Genomic DNA, 17,654 nt, shown 5'->3' on the forward strand with positions numbered 1-17,654 from the left:
CGAAGAAGATGCGCTCGACCGGGTCGGGTTCGACTCCGGTCCAATATGTTGTCCACAGCAACATATCACCGGAAGGCGCCGCGAAGAAGATTGCTTGATTGATCAAGCAGGTTCGGCGTAACCACATCGAAACGTGCGCTTTTCCCGCCGGGGCAACAGTTTCGGCCGTTCGGCTCAGCCGCTGGCCAAGAACTGCTCGAAGGCGAGCTCGGCGGCGCCGAGCAACTTGCTGTCGCCGCCGAGCGAGGACGTGACGAGCTTGGTGCCGCCCATCGCACGGCTGACCAGGCTGCGCTCGGAGATCAGCTTGCCAACGTGGTCGATCAACGTGCGCGGCAGCGCGGTGAACAGATCACCGAGCACCACCAGTTGCGGGCACAGCAAGTTGACCACGTTGCACAGCCCGATGGCCAGCCACTCGCCGAACTCCCCGAACCGCTGCAACACCTCGTCGGGCTGTTGCGCCAGCGCGTGCAGCTCGGCGACGACGACGCCGCGGGGCGAATCCTCCGGCAGGTCCAGCGCCCGGCTCAGGGCCCGCTCTCCCACCTCGGTCTCCCAGCATCCCCTGCTGCCGCAATAGCATTCGTGCCCGTCCGGCCGCACCACCATGTGGCCGAGCTCCCCGACATAACCGCCGCTGCCCCGCAACAGCATGCCGCCGGAGATCACCCCGCCACCGACACCGACATCGGCTCCGACGAAAACCGCATCGGTCACTCCCCGCGCCGCCCCGCGCAGGTGCTCGGCGAGCACGCTGAGTTCCGCGTCATTGCCGACTTCCACCCGCCGGCCGTCCAGCGCCTTGGAAAGCCAGTCGCCGAGCGGCACTTCGGTCCAGTGCAGGTTCGGGGCCTCGCGCACCATCCCGTCCGCGCGGCGCACCACGCCGGGCGCCGACGCCCCGACCGCCACGACGTCGACGCCGGCCTCCTCGATGAGCACCGCCCTGTTGTCGACGATCTTGGTGAAGACCTCACGCGGATTCCGGGTGGCCGGGTGGAGGCTCCAGCTGCACCGGTTGAGGATCTCGCCACCGAGCCCGATCAGGGCCATCGCGACCTGCTCGACCCGGATGTCGACCGCCAGCGTCACCGCCGCGTGCGGCTGCGGCAGCACCAGCAGCGACGGCCGACCGGCACCGCTGCGCTGGGCGGGCACGCGCTCCACGACGAGCCCGTCCTTGACCAGCTCGTCGACCAGGGCCTTGATGGTGCTGCGGTTGAGCCCCATCTCGGTGGCCAGCGCCGCCCTGGTGCAGGGCCCGCCGATGTGCAGCCGACGCAGCAGTACCGCCCGGTTGTGCCGGCGCACCTCATCGGGCCGCGCTCCCGCGTGTGGTGTCGTGGTCAACTCGGCCGCATCCTCCGCCTGCTTCGGGCTTCGCCTCCGGGAAAAGCATTAGCACAGCGACCGCTTGCGCTGCGCAACGTCCTCCCCCGCTCAGCCTTCATGCTGCGCCGTCGAACGCCGCCGGGACAGCGCGTCCACGCCCGCGGCAGCCACCAGGACCAGGCCGGTGATGATGTTCACCGGGGCCGCCTGGAATCCGAGCAGGTCCAGTCCGTTCTGGACCGTGGCCAGCACCGCGCCGCCGAGGACAGCATCCTGCATGCGGCCCTTCCCGCCGAACAGCGAGGTGCCGCCGATGACCGCGGCGCCGACCGCGAACAGCACGAGGTTTCCGTTGCCCGCGCTGCCGTCGACCGATCCGACCTTCGAGGTGTAGACGATGGCGCCCAGCGCCGCGACCGAGGAGCAGACGATGAACGCGCTCATCCTGATCTTGGCGACGTTCACCCCGGCGCGGTGCGCGGCATCCCGGTTGTTGCCGACCGCGTGCAGGTGCCGGCCGTAGCGGGTGCGGTCCAGCACGTGCGTGCCGACGACCAGCAGGAACAGGATGATCGGCACCACGTAGGGCACGCCGCGGATCGATGCCAGCTCGGGGTGCGGTGAGCGGTTCAGGGTCAGCAGGTACGTCGCGAGGCCGCCGCACCCGAGAATGGCCGCTTGCAACATATTCCCCGCCAGCCCTCTGCGCACCCTGGCCGCCGGTCACCGAAGGAACGTAGTGCGGAGGCCCCCGGATTTATCCGTGGGGAGGAAGCGCGTCAAGTCCAGCACGAGGCGCCCAGCGGTAACCCACCCACGCTTACTTGTGATCGATGGTCGTTTCACATGATCTTTATGCGGTTGGCGTACCGGTGCCGGGCTTACCCGGACTCCGGACAGCGGGCCCGGTTGGGGCGCACGTTCGGGTGTGTGCGCCTGGTGTGGAACAAGACCCTCGACGAACGCCACCGTACCTACCATGGCGAGGGCCGCCGGATCTCGTACAAGGAGACCGACGCGGCCTTGACGCGGTGGAAGAAGACCGAGGAGCTGGCGTTCCTCGGTGAGGTGTCGAGCGTGCCGTTGCAGCAGGCGCTTGGGCACCAGCACACCGCGTTTTGAGAACTTCTTCGCTGGGCGTGCGCGGTATCCCCGGTTCAAGTCCCGCAACGGGCGCCAGTCGGCGCATTACACTCGCTCGGCGTTCCGGATGCGCGAGGGACAGCTTTTCCTCGCCAAACAGGCCGCGCCGCTGCGGTTCGTGTGGTCCTGGGATGCCGGCACGTTCGCGCGCTGAATCCCACGATGGTCGTGGTCTCCCGTGACGCGGACGGTCGTTGGTACGTGACGTTCCAGGTCGACACCGCCGACCCTGAACCCATGCCGGAAACCGGGCACGCCGTCGGGGTCGATCTGGGTGTGAAGGAATTCGCCGTCACCAGCGATGGTGAGCGGATCGCGAACCGCTGGACATCGCAGCGGAACTGCCAGCGTGGAACGCCCTGCTGGCGGCATGGCTACCAGGCACGGAAGGAGCGGGCGTGGCGGACGTCCTCTTCGGCGACCACAACCCGACGGGAACCCTGCCGATGACTTGGATGTCCAGCGCGGACCAGCAACCCATCAACGATGAAGACTGCCAACAGCCCTTCTTCCCCTACGGCTTCGGCATGAGGTACTGATCGGTTGTGAGTGCGTAACACGGCTCCAGCCCGGTTACGCACTCACGAGCTTCACTTGGGCTTGCCGGCTGCCCAGCTCGGCCATTCGCTCGTCCATGGCTGCGAAGCGTCCAGGTTCGCAGCTTTCAGAGCACTGCTGATGACGACGACGTAGTAGGGCGGCTCGGGTTTGATGAAGGCCACCAGCCGAGGCTAGGACAATCCGGGGTATTTCAACGGGCGGGGCGGATCCGGCCGGAAACTTCGCCGAATCCGAGGCGCGTGCCGTCGGGCCCCGGGGCCGTGGCCGTGATCGTCACTTCGTCGCCGTCCTGGAGGAACGTGCGCTGCTCGCCGCCGACCTGGACGGGTTCCTTCCCTCCCCAGGTGAGCTCGATGAACGCTCCGCGCTGGTCCTTCTCCGGGCCGGAGATCGTGCCGGACGCGTAGAGGTCCCCAGTTCGACTGGTGGCTCCGTTGACCGTCATGTGCGCCAGCATCTGGGCCGGGGACCAGTACATCTCCCGGTACGGCGGGCGGGCGACCTCGTGGCCGTTCCAGGATACGGCCAGGTCGATGTCCAGGCCCCACGGTTCGGCTTCCTGCAGGTACGGCAAGGGTTTCGGGTCCTGGGCCGGGATCGGGACGCGCGCGGCTCCCAGTGCGAGCAGCGGCACCACCCATGCCGAGATCGACGTGGCGAAGCTCTTGCCCAGGAACGGGCCCAGCGGCACGTACTCCCACGCCTGGATGTCGCGCGCCGACCAGTCGTTGACGAGCACCGCGCCGAATACCCGGGTGGCGAAGTCCTCGGTGGAAACGGCGGTGCCCAGCTCGGAGCCGGTGCCGACGACGAAACCGAGCTCGGCCTCGATGTCCAGGCGGCGGCACGGGCCGAACGTCGGCACGTCCTCATCCGGCGCCTTGCGCTGGCCGCTGGGGCGGACGACGTCGGTGCCCGACACCACGACCGTTCCACTACGCCCGTGGTAGCCGACCGGCAGGTGCTTCCAGTTCGGCATCAGCGGTTCGGCGTTCGGCCGGAACAGCCGGCCCAGGTTCGACGCGTGGTGCTCGGAGGCGTAGAAGTCGACGTAGTCGGCGACCTCGATGGGCAGGTGCATGGTCACCTCGGCGACCGGGTGCACCGCCGCATCCGGCACATCGCCCGAAACTAGTTCGGTGATCTGCTGCCGCACCTGCGCCCACCTGGCGTGCCCCTGCGCCATGAACGCGTTCAGCGTCGGTTGCGCGAAGACCTCGTCGCCCAGCGCCGCCGCCAAGTCCACAACGGACTCGCCGACACGGACACCGACGCGCGGCTCGGTGCCGGCCGTGGAGAACACGCCGTAGGGCAGGTTGTCGAGCCCGAACAACGAACCGCCCGGGATGTCGATCATGGTCAAGAATCGACTCCTTCTCCGCTAAGGACCTGGGCCGGTACCAGGCCCAGGTCGATCAACTCGGTCAGCGGCTCGATGATGCTGCAGGTGCCGAAGGACAGGAACAGCTCGCGGGCGGCCGCGACCCGCACACTGTCCAGGTTCGCGACGCGTTCTGCGATCTTGCGTTCGTCCCGTTCGGCCAGGACCACGGCGATCTCGGTCTCGTCGGCGAAGTCCACCGCCGCATCGGTGGCCAGCAGCAGGTTCAGGTAGCCGTGCTGCTCGAAGCCGGTGGTCGGGTCGGTGTTGCGGATCGCGTGGTGCAGTCCGGCGGTGGCCTTGAACGGCACCCTCGCGTCGACGACCGCCCGGATCGCGGCGGCCAGTTCGGCCTCGTCCGGGTACAGCTCGGCCTTCACCCCGCCGGTGCGGAACTTGGCCTGGTAGCGGGTTGACGCGCAGGTGGCGATGATCTCCGGGCGCCGCTCGTCCCGGGGCACCTCGACGAAGACGGCCACGTCGTCGGCCGCCGCGCAGGCCCGGTCGAGCGCGGCGAAGAACTCCGCGGGAGTCTGCCCGGCGGGCACCGCGACCTCCAGTGCCCGCAGGCGCACCGGCAGCGATTCAGCCGCTGTGAACACGGCGGGGAGCTGTTGCGGTCCGTTCGGCGCGGTGACCGAGAGGACGAGCCGCTCGCCGGGTTCGAGCAGTTCGTCGAGCTCGCGGACCGCCGGTGCCGCGAGCACCAGCGGCCCGACCAGCTCCGCGTAGGGCGTCGCCGCGTACCTGGCGTGCGCGGCTACGGCGTCGGGCAGCGGCGAGAGGCCCGGCGGGAACACCGCGGCGTCATCGCACAACGACTTCGCGAAATCGGGCACGCTCACTGCTTCGGCCCCCGTCCCGCCCAGGTCCAGGCGTAGCCGGGATCCTCGGCCGCCCGGCCGCCCTCGCCGAGCTCCAGCGGGCGGAACGTGTCGACCATGACCGCCAGCTCGTCGAAGAACTCCACCCCGATGCTGCGCTCGTACGCCCCGGGCTGCGGCCCGTGGGAGTGGCCGCCCGGGTGCAGGGAGATCGAGCCCTGGCCAATTCCGGAGCCCTTGCGCGCCTCGTAGTCCCCGCCGCAGTAGAACATCACCTCGTCGGAGTCCACATTGGAGTGGTAGTACGGCACCGGGATGGACAGCGGGTGGTAGTCGACCTTTCGCGGGACGAAGTTGCACACCACGAAGTTGTTGCCCTCGAAGACCTGGTGCACGGGCGGCGGCTGGTGCACGCGGCCCGTGATGGGCTCGAAGTCGGACACGTTGAAGGTGTACGGGTACAGGCAACCGTCCCAGCCGATCACGTCGAACGGGTGCTCCGGGTACACGAACCGGGTGCCGACGATGCCGCTGCTGCCGCGGTGCTTGACCAGGACCTCGACGTCGGTGCCGTCGGCCAGGAGCGGCTCGGCGGGGCCGTGGATGTCGCGCTCGCAGTACGGCGAGTGCTCCAGCAGCTGGCCGAACTTCGACAGGTACCGGCGCGGCGGCGTGATGTGCGAGTTGGCCTCGATGCAGTACGCCCGCACCGGCTCGTCGCCCTGCGGCAGCCAGCGGTGCGTCGTCGCCCGGGGCAGGATCACGTAGTCGCCCTGGCGGAACGGCAGCGTGCCGAACACCGTCTCCACGACGCCCTCGCCGGATTCGACGTACACGCACTCGTCGCCGATCCCGTTGCGGTACAGCGGGGAAACCTCGCCCGCGACCACGTAGGAGATCCGCACGTCGGCGTTGCCCAGGACCAGCCGGCGGCCGGTGACGACGTCGTGGCGCTTCCACTCCTGGCCGCTGAAGAGGTCGTGCAGCTTCAGGTGCCGCGGCCGCAGCGGGTGGTTCGGCTCGGTATCCAGGCCGGGCAGCTCCCAGACCGTCGAGTCCACCAGCGCCGACGGGAGGTTGCGGTGGTACAGCAGCGACGAGTCGCTGGAGAAGCCCTCCTCCCCCATCAGCTCCTCGTAGTACAGGCCGCCGTCCGGCCTGCGGTGCTGGGTGTGCCGCTTCGGCGGCACCTCGCCGACCTGCCGGTAGTACGCCATCGACCCCGCCTCCTCGCAACGGTCCAGGGCATCGTCGCCCCGACGTTCATTTAGTTAATGTATTTACCACTTTCCCGGTCGCGCAACAACCGGACAGATCAGTTCCGGCCGCGGATGTCGAACTGGTCGCGGTTGGTGATCAGCTTGTCCAGCAGCATGATCAGGATGCGCTGCTCGGTCTCCGTGAGCACGCTGGTCCACTCGTGCTCCCGCTCGTTCTGCGCCCGGAACACCTCGACCATCTCCTGCTGCCCGGCTTCGGTCAGCGACAGCAGCACCGAACGGCCGTCGCGCTCGCCCGGCGCCCGGTCCAGCAGCCCGTCGGCGACCAGCGTCTTGGTCAGGTTCGACACCGCGGCCCGGCTCATCCCGGTCAGCTCGGCCGCCTTCTTTGCCTCTAGCGGACCGGCCAGCCAGGTGACGAACAGCAGCCGGAAGCCCGACCAGGACCGGCCGCGGGGCCGGTGCACCGCCGCCTCCAGGTCGTAGGTGACGATGTTGGACGCCCGGTTGAGCGTCAGTAGCACCTCGGTGGCCAACTGGTGCCGGAAGCCGTACTCCGTCGCCAACCTATGGTTCGCCAGTTCGACGAAGGACCAGAAGTCCAGCTCGTCCGCGGCCATCGCACCCCCGTTTCAAACTGATCAATACATGAACTATCTCAGGTCCGCTCGCGAAGCACCAGCCTGAGCCGGTTCTCAGCCTGCGGGCCGCTCTCAGCGTTATCTCAGCTGCCTTCAGACACCCTTGGTCACAGGACCCGACAGGAGGATCTGATGAAACGCAAGCACGTTGCTTACGCGGCGACCACCGGTGCCGCGGCGGGCGTCCTGGGCTTGACCATGTTGACGCTGCCCGCCGGGGCGGGTGCGGCCCCCGCACTGCCCGAGGTGGCACCGGAGCAGCTGGTGGAGTCGGTGATGCGGGCTCAGCCACCAGCGCTGACCGGCACCGTGGAGGTGGACAACGCGCTCGGATTACCCGCGATCCCTGGCGCGGGGCAGGCCTCCGAGATGCTCGCCAACGGAACCAGCAAGTTCCAGGTGTGGGCCGACGGCCAAGGCCGCCACCGCGTTTCGGTTCCCTCGCACAACGGCGAGCTGACCGTCGTCGACGACGGCTCGACGGTGTGGAAGTGGGACTCCGCCGAGCAGAAGGTCGTCCGCTCCCCTGAGCACGCGCCGGAAGCGGCAGAGCACGCGGCCCCGGCTGACCCTGCTGCGACGGCGCGCGAGATCATCGACAAGCTCCGCCAGACCAGCGACGTCAAGGTGGACGGCACGGCCAGCGTCGCCGGCCGCGACGCCTACGAGCTGGTCCTGACGCCGAAGCCGACCGAGCGCACGTTGCTGCGCGAGGTACGGGTCGCGGTGGACGCGGAGAAGCGCGTTCCGCTGGAGCTCTCGGTGCTCACCAACGGCTCGAACGACCCGGCACTGCAGGTCGGATTCAGCAGCGTCGACATGAGCACGCCGGACCCGTTCCTGTTCCAGTTCACCCCGCCCGCAGGCGCGAAGGTGGAGGACGGCAAGGCCGAGCACTCGCCCCAGCAGCGCCCGGCCCACCCGCAGGGCGAGCACAAGGTCGTCGGCGACGGCTGGGACTCGGTCCTGGTGGCTCAGCTGCCGCAGCAGGAGAAGCAGAACGGCCAGGACCCGCGCCAGATCGCCGAGCGGGTCGGCAAGCCGATCAGCGGGCCGTGGGGCAACGGCTGGATCATCGGGACCGCGGCGGGCAACGCCCTGCTGACCTCCGATGGTCGGGTCGCGGTCGGCGCGGTGCCGGAACAGGTGCTCACCGCCGCTCTCGGCGAGGCGTGATGACGAACGCAGTCGAAGCGGTGGGGGCGGCTGCGGCCGCCCCCACCGCGGGCGATCTCGCCGCGCGGACCGTGGGCCTGCGCAAGACGTACGGCAAGACCGTCGCAGTGGCGGGGGTCGACCTCGCGGTGCCGCGCGGCGGGGTGGTCGGCGTGCTCGGCCCCAACGGTTCGGGCAAGACGACCACGATCCGGATGCTGCTCGGCCTCACCGCCCCCACTTCGGGCGAGGTCGAGCTGCTGGGCCACCGGTTGCCGGAGCACAGCGGACGGGTGCTGCCGCGGGTCGGCGCGCTGGTCGAAGGGCCCGGCTTCCACCCGTTCCTGTCCGGTCGGGAGAACCTGCTCCGCTGCGCGGCGATGGAGCCGGCGCTGCGCGGTCCGGAGATCCGCGGGGTGGTCGAACAAGCGCTGGAACGCGTCGGGTTGGACGCCGCCGCCGGCCGGCGGTACCGGGGCTACTCGCTCGGCATGAAGCAGCGGTTGGGCCTGGCTGCAGCCCTGCTGGTGCCGCGCGAGCTGGTTGTGCTCGACGAGCCCACCAACGGCCTGGACCCGGCTGGCACCCGCGAGATCCGCCGGATCATCGCGGAACTGCACGAGGCGGGTACGACCGTGCTGGTGTCCTCGCACCTGCTCGCCGAGATCGAGGCGACCTGCACGCACGCCGCGGTGCTGCACCGGGGTTCGCTGGTCGCGCAGGGCGAGCTGGCCGCCATGCTGGAGTCCGGCGCACCGCACCTCGTGGTGTCCACATCGGACGTTTCCGGAGCCGTGGCGACACTGCACGACAAGGGCATGGCGGCGCGGGAAGAAAGCGGAGCGGTCCGCGTCGAGTTGTCCGATGTGGACTCATCCGAGGTAGTAGCGATGCTCGTGCACGCCGGGGTGCCGGTGCAGGAAGCGCGCCGGGCCCGGACCGGGCTGGAGGACCTCTTCGCCCGGTTGACCGAGGAGGAACTTTGAACCCTCTCCCGCGTGAACGCGGGAGATTCCTGGCTCGGACTGCTTACTTGCCTAGCAGGCAAGTAAGTCTGACGTCCTCAACGCCAGCCGGGACGGAACCCGCCCGGTCCCCCAACAAAGGAGGTCTTTGATGCTGGCTTGGTTCTCGCTCAGCACGTTGATCAGCATAGCCGGTCACTACACGACCGGACACGAGGGATCGGCTCCTCCGCGGCCTGAAGGCCGGGACATCCGCCGATTGGAGATCAGGTGACGGCGACAGCGGCAGTCACGACAACAGCGCGGACATCGGCCCCGCTGGGCCGAGTCCTGCTCGCCGAGCTGCGATGGGTGCTGCGCCGGCCGCGCAACCTGCTGGCGCTCCTGCTGCTCGCAGGCCTTCCGGTGCTGCTCGGCACCGCGATCGCCGTCACCGGCGGGCCCGGCAGCCGCGGCGGCGATTCGATCCTCGCCGCCGTGGCCGGGAACGGGCTGGTGCTGCCGGTCGCGGCCCTCGTGCTCGCGCAGTCGTTGCTACTACCGCTGGTGGTGGCGATGGTCGCGGCGGACGCGTTGGCCGGCGAGGCTTCGCACGGCACGCTGCGCGGCCTGCTGCTCGCGCCCGTGGGCAGGGTGCGGCTGGTCGGCATCAAGGCCTTCGGCGTGCTGGTGCTGGCGGTGCTCGCGGTGACCGTCGTCGCCGTCAGCGGTGTCCTGACCGGGCTCGTCATCGTCGGCGGCGACGGCATGGTCACGCTATCGGGCACCACGCTGCCGATCGGTTCGGCGCTGGGCCGGGTGGCGCTGGCGGCCGGGTGGTCCACGGTGCAGATGGTCGCCGTGGGGGCGGTCGCGCTGGCGATCTCGTCGCTCACCGAGCACCCGCTGGTGGTCATGGCCGCCACCATGGGCGGCCTGATCGTGTTCGGGGTGCTCGGCACAATCCCGGCCCTGGACTGGTTGCAGCCGGTGTTGATCACCACGGACTGGTCGGCGGTGATGGACGTGCTGCGCGATCCGATGAGCGGCGACACGCTGGTCACCGGCCTGTTCCGCGCGGGGTGCTACCTGCTGATCGGCCTGTCCGCCACCATCGCGCGCGTGGTCACCAAGGACGCCTGACGGTGCGGGGGCGGCGACGCCTCCGCACCCGGCATCAGCGCTGGAGCACCGCGTGGAGCTCCAGCCAGGCGGCCTTCAGCAGCAGGCGCGTCGTTCCGGCCCGCCCCAGGACCGGGGTCGTGCGGGCACGGCGAGGTGGTCGTTGCTGCCGTTCGTGGCGCACGTAGAACCCTTCGATCTTGCTGGGCCGGGCGCCACCGCGCCCGCCCGAAACCCGACGCCTGGCAAGACCCCGTTGTCCCGCCAGGCCGCACGCCGTCCGGGGTCGTGCCCCGTCCGGAGCGTGCGACGGACACATTGCTCGTTACTCGCCGGTTGCGCAAGGAAAATTTCGGTGCTCGCCGCGATCGGCGCCTCCGCGACGCACGTCGCCCGCGCCGGACCGAGCGGGTAAGTTCGGCTCCGTCCGCTGTATAACGAAGGGAGGAGGCGAGAAAGACCCAATGCTTGCAAAACGTAGCAGCGATTCACCCCGCAGCTACAGCAGCGGGTCCCCTCGCCGAAAACTGATGGAATTCCGCCATCTCGGCAGCAGCGGCCTGGTCATCAGCGAACTCGCCTACGGAAACTGGATCACTCACGGATCCCAGGTCGAGGAGGACGCCGCGACCGCGTGCATCCGCGCGGCGTTGGACGCCGGGATCACCACGTTCGACACCGCCGACGTCTACGCCGGGGGCCGCGCCGAGGCCGTCCTGGGCCGCGCGCTGCGGGGCGAGCGCCGCGCAGGCCTGGAGATCTTCACCAAGGTCTACTTCCCCACCGGGCCGGGCCGCAACGACCGCGGTCTCAGCCGCAAGCACATCATGGAGTCCATCGACGCTTCGCTGCGGCGGCTGCAGACCGACTACGTGGACCTGTACCAGGCGCACCGCTTCGACCCGGAAACGCCGCTGGAGGAGACCATGGAGGCGTTCGCCGACGTGGTCCGCAGCGGGAAGGCGTTCTACATCGGGGTGTCGGAGTGGACCGCCGAGCAGATCCGCGCCGGGCACGCGCTGGCCCGGGAGCTGCACGTGCCGCTGGTGTCCAGCCAGCCGCAGTACTCGGCGCTGTGGCGGGTGATCGAGGACGAGGTGGAGCCGACCTCGGCGGAGCTGGGCATCGGCCAGATCGTCTGGTCCCCCATCGCGCAGGGCGTGCTCACCGGCAAGTACCTGCCCGGGGCCGCCCCACCCGCGGGTTCCCGCGCCACGGACGAGAACGGCGGCGCGACGTTCGTGTCCCGCTTCCTCCGCGACGAGGTGTTGGAACGGGTGCAGCTGCTCAAGCCGCTGGCCGACGAGGCGGGGCTGTCGCTCGCGCAGCTGGCGGTGGCCTGGGTGCTGCAGAACCCGAACGTCTCGGCAGCCATCATCGGCGCCTCCCGGCCCGAGCAGATCACCGAGAACGTCGCGGCCTCCGGGGTGAAGCTGGAGGCCGAGCTGTTGCGGCGCATGGACGAGATCCTCGCCCCGGTCGCCGAACGCGACCCGGGCAAGACCGCCGAGAACGCCCCGAAAGCCCGGAAGTGACCTGCACGGCTAGTGGCTGAGCCGCTCCCACACCGACGGCTGGCGAGGTGCCGGCACGAACGGCGTGGACTGCGCAGCCGAGTGACGTCGTCTCGCGCGCGACACAGCGCCCGCGATCAGTCCAACCACGGCGGCGAGCAGGAGGATGCCGAGCCCGACGACGGTCGACCGGTCGACGGTGAGGTCACCGCGCACGCCGATCGAGAAGGTGGCGAAGAGGGCCCAGCACACCGCCGCGGTCGCGGTGGCTGCGGGCACCGTCGTGAGTGCCGAGACGATGGCGACGAGGATCGCCAGCAGCACCACGGCGGCTGAGGGGCGGGCCGTCTCGTCCACCGCGATGCACGCCGTGACGACCACGAATCCGCTGGCGAACCCGAGCGGATATCCGAAACCCCCTGGCAGGACCTGCGATTCCGAACGCATCATCCGACCACTAGACGCCTCCGGAAGCCGCTGTCCGCGAAGTTTCCGCCGCCTTGACGCCCACCAGCTCAATACTGACAAGACCATGACGGCAACTTACTCGGGCCCCGGTTCCCGCAAAAGGAATGGCAATGGACCGAGCGTTACCCGTCGCAGCCGGAGATCCTGCGCTACGCCCGGCACGTGGCCGACCGGCGGCGTCGGGACCTACCGCGAGCACTGCCGGAAATCGCCGCCGACGACTACCGGGGCTTCCGCCTCACCGCTAGACGCTGCCCGCCATCGATGTTACCTGGATCAACATTCCTCGCGCCGCCCGCTCCCCCCACGTTCGGCGAGTTGCCCGGTGCGGCGCTCGGTGCTGCACTTACCGCTCGGGAGACGTTGCCGGGGGGCGAGGACGATGACCGAGGCGACCGAACCAGCTTTCGACAACCTTCGCGCGCTGTTCATCAACTGCACGCTCAAGCGCTCGCCGGAGCGCAGCAACACCGAAGGCCTGCTCGAACTCAGCTCGGGAATCATGCGCAGCAGCGGCGTCGAGGTCGACAGCATCCGCGCCATCGACCACGACATCGCCGTAGGTGTCTGGCCGGACATGACCGAGCACGGCTGGGCCACCGACGAATGGCCGCAGCTGTACCAGCGGGTCCTGGCCGCGAACATCCTGGTGCTGGCCGGGCCGATCTGGCTCGGGGACAACAGTTCCGTGATGAAGCACGTCATCGAACGGCTCTACGGCTGTTCGTCGCTGCTCAACGACGCCGGCCAGTACGCCTACTACGGACGCGTCGGCGGCTGCCTGATCACCGGCAACGAAGACGGCGTCAAACACTGCGCGATGAACGTCCTCTACAGCCTCCAGCACCTCGGCTACACCATCCCGCCGCAGGCCGACGCCGGATGGATCGGCTCGATCGGCCCCGGTCCGTCCTATTTGGACCCCGATTCCGGTGGTCGGGAGAACGACTTCACCAACCGCAACACCACGTTCATGACCTACAACCTCATGCACGTGGCGGCGATGCTCGACCGGGCGGGCGGCATCCCCGCCTACGGCAACCAGCGCGCGGAGTGGGACGCGGGCTGCCGCCCCCACTTCGAGAACCCCGAGCACCGCTGAGCGGGTCGGGAGTGGCCGGCGACCACTTCCGCTCCCCGCTACCTCTCGGTCGGTTCGACGGTCAGGTCGGCATCGCGGGTCTCGCGCATGAACCAGACGCACACCGCGCAGATCACGGCGATCAGCGCCACGTAGGCCGAGATCGGCAGCGACGAGCCGGTCCAGGCGATCAACTGGGTGGCCAGGATCGGGCTCAGCCCGCCGCCGACGATGCTGCTGGCGTTGTAGGCCACCGACGAGCCCGTGTAGCGGTAGCGGGTCGCGAACAGCTCCGGTAGGAATGCGCCCATCGGCGCGAACAGGGCCGCGAACGCGATCATGCCCACCGACATGCCGATGGCGATCAGCACCGGCTGCTTCGTGTTGATCAGGGCGAACAGCGGGAACGCCCACGCGATCGCCAGGATCGCGGCACCCAGGCAGACCCGGCGCCGACCGACCCGGTCCGAGTACATCGCCAGGACCGGGGTGGCGATGCCCATCACCGCGGCCGCGATCATCGCGCAGATCAGCAGCATGTTCTTGCTCAGGTGCAGCACCTCGGTACCGTAGGACAGCGAGAACGTGGTGATCGTGTAGAACAGCGTGTGCGCGAGGATGAACGAACAGGTCGCCAGCAGCAGGGTCTTGGGCTGGCGCTTGAAGACCTCGACGATCGGCGCCTTTGCCTTCTCTTGCTCCCGCATGGCCTTCTCGAACACCGGCGTCTCCGCGATCTTCATCCGGATGTAGTAGCCGACGATGATCAGCAGCGCGCTGGCCAGGAACGGCACCCGCCAGCCCCACGAGTCGAACGACGCCTCCGACATGGTTCCGCCGAGCACGAGGAACGCGGAACCGGCGATGACGAAGCCGACCGCCGGACCGACCTGCGGGAAGCTCGACCACAGCCCGCGCTTGCCCTCCGGCGCGTACTCGGTAGCCAGCAGCACCGCGCCGCCCCATTCACCGCCTAGCCCGAAACCCTGCACGAACCGGCAGGTCACCAGCAAGATCGGCGCCGCGACGCCGATCGTCTCGAATGTCGGCAGGAGACCGATCGCCACGGTGCCGGTCCCCATCAGCAGCAGCGAGACGATCAGCATCGTCTTGCGACCGACGCGGTCGCCGAAGTGGCCGAACACCACGGCCCCGACCGGCCTGGCGATGAACCCGACGCCGAAGGTGGCGAACGCCGCGAGCGTGCCCGCCAGCGGCGAGAACGTCGGGAAGAACAAGTGGCCGAACACCAGCGCCGCCGCGGTGCCATAGATGTAGAAGTCGTAGAACTCGATGGCGGTGCCGATGAAGCTCGCCGCGACGATGCGCCCCTTGGGCACCGCGGTGGGTGGCGAGCTGACAGCGGTAGACATGGGCACTCCTCCATGACCGGGTGGACAGCGCGAAACGGCGCCGAAGCCGGTAAATCCTCTCCCCTGGAACGCGCACTGTGAAGATCTCGAACCGGGCAATTTCGCCGGGGCGGTGCAGGCCCTGCGGCGTCCGGCCCGGACGACTGGCCGCTGGTGGCGCCGTCGCCCTAGGCTGGGTGGTGCCGACCAGCGGGAGGTGCGCATGACCGACCAGTCCGTGCCTGCGGTTTTCGAGCGGGTGCTGCCGTTGTTGACGCCCACGCCCGAGCATCCGGACACCAGCCGCGGATACCTGGACCTGCTCGGCGCGCAGGGCGAGGAGCCCTCCGGCCCGATCCAGTCGTTCTGGGAGTCCAGCGCCGGTTCGGCCCTCTACGACCACGCGCAGTCGCTCGCCCGGCGCGTGCTCCCGAGGTGGTTCGGGCTGCCCACCCGGGCGCATCCGCCCGCCGGTGGGCGGGTACTGGACATCGGCTGCGGGCCCGGCAACGTCACCGCCCGGCTGGGGCGCGCCGTCGGCCCGACCGGGCTCGCGATCGGCATCGACGTCTCCGGGGCGATGCTCGCGCGGGCCGCCCGCACCGAGACCACCGGCAACGTCGGGTTCATCCGCGCCGACGCGCGCGAGCTACCGTTCCCCGACGGCACCTTCGACCTCGTCACCAGCTTCGCCGCGCTGCAGCTGATCCCCGACCCGCACGAGGTGCTGGCCGGGATGGCACGGGTGCTCGCCCCCGCCGGCTGGATCGCGGTCATGGTGCCGACGCCGCGCGGCAGCCTGCTGCACCACGCGGCGAAGTTGGTCGGTGACCGGTCCGGCCTGGTGTTCTTCGACGCCGCCGAGGTCGCCGAGTCGCTGCAGGACGCCGGAGTGGGAGCCGTGCACACCCACCGCAGCGGCCCGGTGCTGTGGATCACCGCTCGACGGCCGGCGTAGTTTCCACAATGGATGTTTCGCGGCGGAGCCGCGGACGGGCTGCTCGACCGGCCCAAAGACTCACGGCTGGCCGGCCGCGGCGTAGTGCGCGATGAGCCTCTGCAAAAGCGAGCGGGCCGCAGCATCCTCCAACGACGCAGCCGACAGAGCGTCGAAAAGGCGGTGGAACCGCGCCAGTTCTTCGGCCTCGGTGACGGTCATCTCCGTGTTGACCGTCTCCACCAGCGCGAGGTCGTCGATGATGACGAAACCGTGCAGCGGAACCGCCGTCAGCTGCGCGTCCAGCGGCAGGATCGCCAATCGCATCGTCGACATGCCGGCGAGGGCCAGCAGCCGGTCCAGCTGGGCGACCATGACCTGGGGCGGGGCGATGGGATGCCGCAGCGCTGCCTCCGAGCAGAGGATCTCGACCGCCGTCCGCGGGCTGAAAAGCACGCTCTGGCGGGACATTCGCCGTTCGACCGACTCGGTGACGTCCCGCGGGCTCTGGTGCAGGTCCGCAACCACCTCGAAGACGTGCCGGGCGTACTCGGCGGTCTGCACCAGACCGGGTACCAGCGCGATCTCGAACAGCCGGATGCGCTCGGCGCCGTGCTCGAGCTGCTGGCTGTACTCCTGTCGGGCGCGATTCCCGGTGCGCAGCTGGCGCTTCCAGCTCGCTGCCTCGATGCGGATCTCGCGCAGCTCCTGCCGCAGCTCGGCCACCACATCGTCGGCAGCATCGGTCAGCCGGCAGTAGGTGACCACGTCCGCGTCGGAGACGGACTGCTTCGCCGTCTCCACCCGCGAGACCTTGGACGACGTCCACCCGGCTTGCTGAGCGAGCTGTTTCCCGGACAGCCCGGCCGCGAGGCGCAGCCGACGCAGCGCGTCGCCGAACGCCAGGCGGCGAGTGTCGAAGTCGGTCACCGGCTCCTCTGGGTCAGGTCGTGCAGGTAAACCATCAGCGGAATCGCATGATCGCATGCGATGTCCCGCCAGGCCCGATACCGGTTCACCTCCCCCGGGCTGGCGATGATCTCGGTGCCAGCGAATCGCTGGTTCTCGAAGTGCATCAACGCGACCTTGGTCTCGTCGAAGAGCCAGAAGTCGCGGGCTGGCAGGCCCAGCGCGTCCGCCTCGGCCTGGGTGAGGACCCGCAGGTCCTCACCGGCGGCGATGTTGGCCGGGCTGACGTCAAGCTGCCAGCGCTGGTATTCGGTGGGCGGCTCCCGGAAGACCCGGACCCGGGAGAAGATCCGGCCCGCGCGGGTCGCGGCCGCGACCTCGTCGAGCCAGGGCCGCAGCCAGGTCAGGTCGTCCGGTTCGCCGGCCCGCCAGCGGCGCCAGGGTTCAGCTTCGGCGGGCTGGCGGTAGGTGCCCTGGCATTCCCACCGCCATGCCCGGTGCCGGAACGAGCGCAGGAGTTCCTCGAACTCCGCGCCGGGTAACACCCAGGTACTCACGGCGCCGCCTTCGGCACGAAGTCGAGCAGAGCAGCTGGAACCTCAACCGCGGTCTCGTGGTCGGGAAGACCGCGCTCCCTAAGTGCGGCAAGCGCTTCCGGATCGGTGACCTTGTAGCCCTGGACGACGTAGGTTCCCTGGTCGGTGCTGTACAGCGTGGGGCAGGTACCGGCGTGCGACGTCGTTCCCTGGTAGGTCAACTTCACTTGCTCCTCCTTGTTCGGAAGACTCATGCATCGTCTGTGCAATACCTGCATTCGGTCAAGCGTCGGCCCGTCGCGCAACTCAAACAGCCGAACCGGGTGATGCAACTGTCGTGATCAACTGGGCCGTTCGGGTTGGAATTACCGGGTTGTTGCGCGGATTGCTTGAAATGCGCGCGCCGGCTTCTCCATACTTTCGATCGCGACCGAGAATGGGGAGACCGAGAGGCGGCCGAGCGCGTGAGGATCACTCAGTTCCCGACGAACGCGTGCTCCGGCGCGCCGGCCCGCCGCCCCTGGTCCCGGT

At 69.2% G+C, this 17,654-nt stretch carries 18 protein-coding genes and 2 pseudogenes; 8 read left to right on the plus strand and 12 right to left on the minus strand.

Going from position 1 to position 17,654, the window contains the following annotated elements:
* Positions 1-174 precede the first annotated feature (174 nt).
* Entirely contained in the window at positions 175-1,353 is a 1,179-nt protein-coding gene (locus DL519_RS08230; protein ID WP_190813680.1) for an ROK family transcriptional regulator, read from the minus strand.
* Positions 1,354-1,443: 90 nt separating this feature from the next.
* Positions 1,444-2,049: pseudogene (locus DL519_RS08235) on the minus strand (ABC transporter permease subunit); the annotation flags it as partial.
* A 132-nt stretch (positions 2,050-2,181) separates the two neighbouring features.
* Here DL519_RS08235 and DL519_RS45900 point away from each other — a divergent pair.
* Together DL519_RS45900 and DL519_RS08245 are read left to right on the plus strand one after the other, a co-directional pair.
* Positions 2,182-2,457 carry a helix-turn-helix domain-containing protein gene (locus DL519_RS45900; protein ID WP_223838561.1) on the plus strand — a complete coding sequence of 92 codons (276 nt, stop codon included), beginning with the start codon at positions 2,182-2,184 and terminating at the stop codon, positions 2,455-2,457.
* Positions 2,458-2,798: 341 nt separating this feature from the next.
* Positions 2,799-3,017: pseudogene (locus tag DL519_RS08245) on the plus strand (glycoside hydrolase family 3 protein); the annotation flags it as partial.
* A gap of 212 nt (positions 3,018-3,229) precedes the next feature.
* On the opposite strand, the gene fahA reads toward DL519_RS08245, so the two are convergent.
* The 4 genes from fahA to DL519_RS08265 all read right to left on the minus strand — a co-directional run bounded on the left by fahA (position 3,230) and on the right by DL519_RS08265 (position 7,084).
* Positions 3,230-4,402: a fumarylacetoacetase gene (fahA, locus tag DL519_RS08250; RefSeq protein ID WP_190813682.1), complete on the minus strand. Its 1,173-nt coding sequence runs from the start codon at positions 4,400-4,402 to the stop codon at positions 3,230-3,232.
* A complete protein-coding gene (locus tag DL519_RS08255; RefSeq protein ID WP_223838562.1) occupies positions 4,399-5,265 on the minus strand; it encodes a hypothetical protein in 867 nt (288 codons plus the stop codon). The genes fahA and DL519_RS08255 overlap by 4 nt, the downstream gene beginning before the upstream one ends.
* Complete coding sequence (locus tag DL519_RS08260) at positions 5,262-6,461, minus strand: homogentisate 1,2-dioxygenase (protein WP_190813684.1); 1,200 nt, start codon at positions 6,459-6,461, stop codon at positions 5,262-5,264. Before DL519_RS08260 ends, DL519_RS08255 begins: the two co-directional genes overlap by 4 nt.
* Positions 6,462-6,559: 98 nt before the next feature.
* Positions 6,560-7,084, minus strand: a complete 525-nt coding sequence (locus DL519_RS08265; RefSeq protein ID WP_190813686.1) for a MarR family winged helix-turn-helix transcriptional regulator — start codon at positions 7,082-7,084, stop codon at positions 6,560-6,562.
* A 153-nt stretch (positions 7,085-7,237) separates the two neighbouring features.
* Here DL519_RS08265 and DL519_RS08270 point away from each other — a divergent pair, with 153 nt between their 5' ends.
* The 3 genes from DL519_RS08270 (at position 7,238) to DL519_RS08280 (ending at position 10,347) form a co-directional block, all read left to right on the plus strand.
* Positions 7,238-8,281, plus strand: coding sequence for a LolA family protein (locus DL519_RS08270; RefSeq protein WP_190813688.1), 1,044 nt, complete (start codon positions 7,238-7,240; stop codon positions 8,279-8,281).
* Positions 8,281-9,246 carry an ABC transporter ATP-binding protein gene (locus DL519_RS08275; RefSeq protein ID WP_190813690.1) on the plus strand — a complete coding sequence of 322 codons (966 nt, stop codon included), beginning with the start codon at positions 8,281-8,283 and terminating at the stop codon, positions 9,244-9,246. Before DL519_RS08270 ends, DL519_RS08275 begins: the two co-directional genes overlap by 1 nt.
* Before the next feature lie 249 nt (positions 9,247-9,495).
* Positions 9,496-10,347, plus strand: a complete 852-nt coding sequence (locus DL519_RS08280; RefSeq protein WP_190813692.1) for an ABC transporter permease — start codon at positions 9,496-9,498, stop codon at positions 10,345-10,347.
* 34 nt (positions 10,348-10,381) lie between these two features.
* On the opposite strand, the gene DL519_RS48490 is transcribed toward DL519_RS08280, so the two are convergent.
* Positions 10,382-10,510 carry a hypothetical protein gene (locus DL519_RS48490; RefSeq protein WP_263399601.1) on the minus strand — a complete coding sequence of 43 codons (129 nt, stop codon included), beginning with the start codon at positions 10,508-10,510 and terminating at the stop codon, positions 10,382-10,384.
* A gap of 346 nt (positions 10,511-10,856) precedes the next feature.
* On the opposite strand from DL519_RS48490, the gene DL519_RS08285 reads away from it, so the two are divergent.
* Entirely contained in the window at positions 10,857-11,861 is a 1,005-nt protein-coding gene (locus tag DL519_RS08285; RefSeq protein WP_190813694.1) for an aldo/keto reductase family protein, read from the plus strand.
* A 9-nt stretch (positions 11,862-11,870) separates the two neighbouring features.
* Here the strand turns inward: DL519_RS08285 and DL519_RS08290 are convergent, their stop codons facing one another.
* Positions 11,871-12,290, minus strand: coding sequence for a hypothetical protein (locus DL519_RS08290; RefSeq protein WP_190813696.1), 420 nt, complete (start codon positions 12,288-12,290; stop codon positions 11,871-11,873).
* A 400-nt stretch (positions 12,291-12,690) separates the two neighbouring features.
* Here DL519_RS08290 and DL519_RS08295 point away from each other — a divergent pair, with 400 nt between their 5' ends.
* The gene (locus tag DL519_RS08295; RefSeq protein WP_190813697.1) at positions 12,691-13,410 is read left to right on the plus strand and encodes a flavodoxin family protein; all 720 of its coding nucleotides are present in this window, start codon (positions 12,691-12,693) and stop codon (positions 13,408-13,410) included.
* A gap of 38 nt (positions 13,411-13,448) precedes the next feature.
* Here the strand turns inward: DL519_RS08295 and DL519_RS08300 are convergent, their stop codons facing one another.
* Positions 13,449-14,762: an MFS transporter gene (locus DL519_RS08300; RefSeq protein ID WP_190813698.1), complete on the minus strand. Its 1,314-nt coding sequence runs from the start codon at positions 14,760-14,762 to the stop codon at positions 13,449-13,451.
* Between the two features lie 202 nt (positions 14,763-14,964).
* Between DL519_RS08300 and DL519_RS08305 the strand changes: the two genes are divergently transcribed.
* Positions 14,965-15,699 (plus strand): methyltransferase domain-containing protein, encoded by a 735-nt coding sequence (locus DL519_RS08305; RefSeq protein WP_190813700.1) that lies wholly within the window; start codon positions 14,965-14,967, stop codon positions 15,697-15,699.
* A gap of 60 nt (positions 15,700-15,759) precedes the next feature.
* On the opposite strand, the gene DL519_RS08310 is transcribed toward DL519_RS08305, so the two are convergent.
* From DL519_RS08310 to DL519_RS08320, 3 genes are read right to left on the minus strand one after another with little or no spacing between them, the layout of a single operon-like run.
* Positions 15,760-16,608, minus strand: coding sequence for a helix-turn-helix domain-containing protein (locus DL519_RS08310; RefSeq protein ID WP_190813703.1), 849 nt, complete (start codon positions 16,606-16,608; stop codon positions 15,760-15,762).
* Positions 16,605-17,144 carry a DUF6879 family protein gene (locus DL519_RS08315; RefSeq protein WP_190813705.1) on the minus strand — a complete coding sequence of 180 codons (540 nt, stop codon included), beginning with the start codon at positions 17,142-17,144 and terminating at the stop codon, positions 16,605-16,607. Before DL519_RS08315 ends, DL519_RS08310 begins: the two co-directional genes overlap by 4 nt.
* Positions 17,141-17,350, minus strand: a complete 210-nt coding sequence (locus DL519_RS08320; RefSeq protein ID WP_223838563.1) for a hypothetical protein — start codon at positions 17,348-17,350, stop codon at positions 17,141-17,143. The genes DL519_RS08315 and DL519_RS08320 overlap by 4 nt, the downstream gene beginning before the upstream one ends.
* Positions 17,351-17,654 lie beyond the last annotated feature (304 nt).

Source organism: Saccharopolyspora pogona (assembly GCF_014697215.1).
Lineage (GTDB): Bacteria > Actinomycetota > Actinomycetes > Mycobacteriales > Pseudonocardiaceae > Saccharopolyspora > Saccharopolyspora hattusasensis.

What these genes read in the sequence shown, in the direction of transcription:
- DL519_RS08265 (WP_190813686.1), bottom strand. Translation starts at nt 7,084, where the DNA reads ATGGCCGCGGACGAGCTGGACTTCTGGTCCTTCGTCGAACTGGCGAAC.
- DL519_RS08290 (WP_190813696.1), bottom strand. Translation starts at nt 12,290, where the DNA reads ATGATGCGTTCGGAATCGCAGGTCCTGCCAGGGGGTTTCGGATATCCG.
- DL519_RS45900 (WP_223838561.1), top strand. Translation starts at nt 2,182, where the DNA reads ATGATCTTTATGCGGTTGGCGTACCGGTGCCGGGCTTACCCGGACTCC.
- DL519_RS08285 (WP_190813694.1), top strand. Translation starts at nt 10,857, where the DNA reads ATGGAATTCCGCCATCTCGGCAGCAGCGGCCTGGTCATCAGCGAACTC.
- DL519_RS08295 (WP_190813697.1), top strand. Translation starts at nt 12,691, where the DNA reads ATGACCGAGGCGACCGAACCAGCTTTCGACAACCTTCGCGCGCTGTTC.
- DL519_RS08260 (WP_190813684.1), bottom strand. Translation starts at nt 6,461, where the DNA reads ATGGCGTACTACCGGCAGGTCGGCGAGGTGCCGCCGAAGCGGCACACC.
- DL519_RS08305 (WP_190813700.1), top strand. Translation starts at nt 14,965, where the DNA reads ATGACCGACCAGTCCGTGCCTGCGGTTTTCGAGCGGGTGCTGCCGTTG.
- DL519_RS08275 (WP_190813690.1), top strand. Translation starts at nt 8,281, where the DNA reads ATGACGAACGCAGTCGAAGCGGTGGGGGCGGCTGCGGCCGCCCCCACC.
- DL519_RS08300 (WP_190813698.1), bottom strand. Translation starts at nt 14,762, where the DNA reads ATGTCTACCGCTGTCAGCTCGCCACCCACCGCGGTGCCCAAGGGGCGC.
- DL519_RS08270 (WP_190813688.1), top strand. Translation starts at nt 7,238, where the DNA reads ATGAAACGCAAGCACGTTGCTTACGCGGCGACCACCGGTGCCGCGGCG.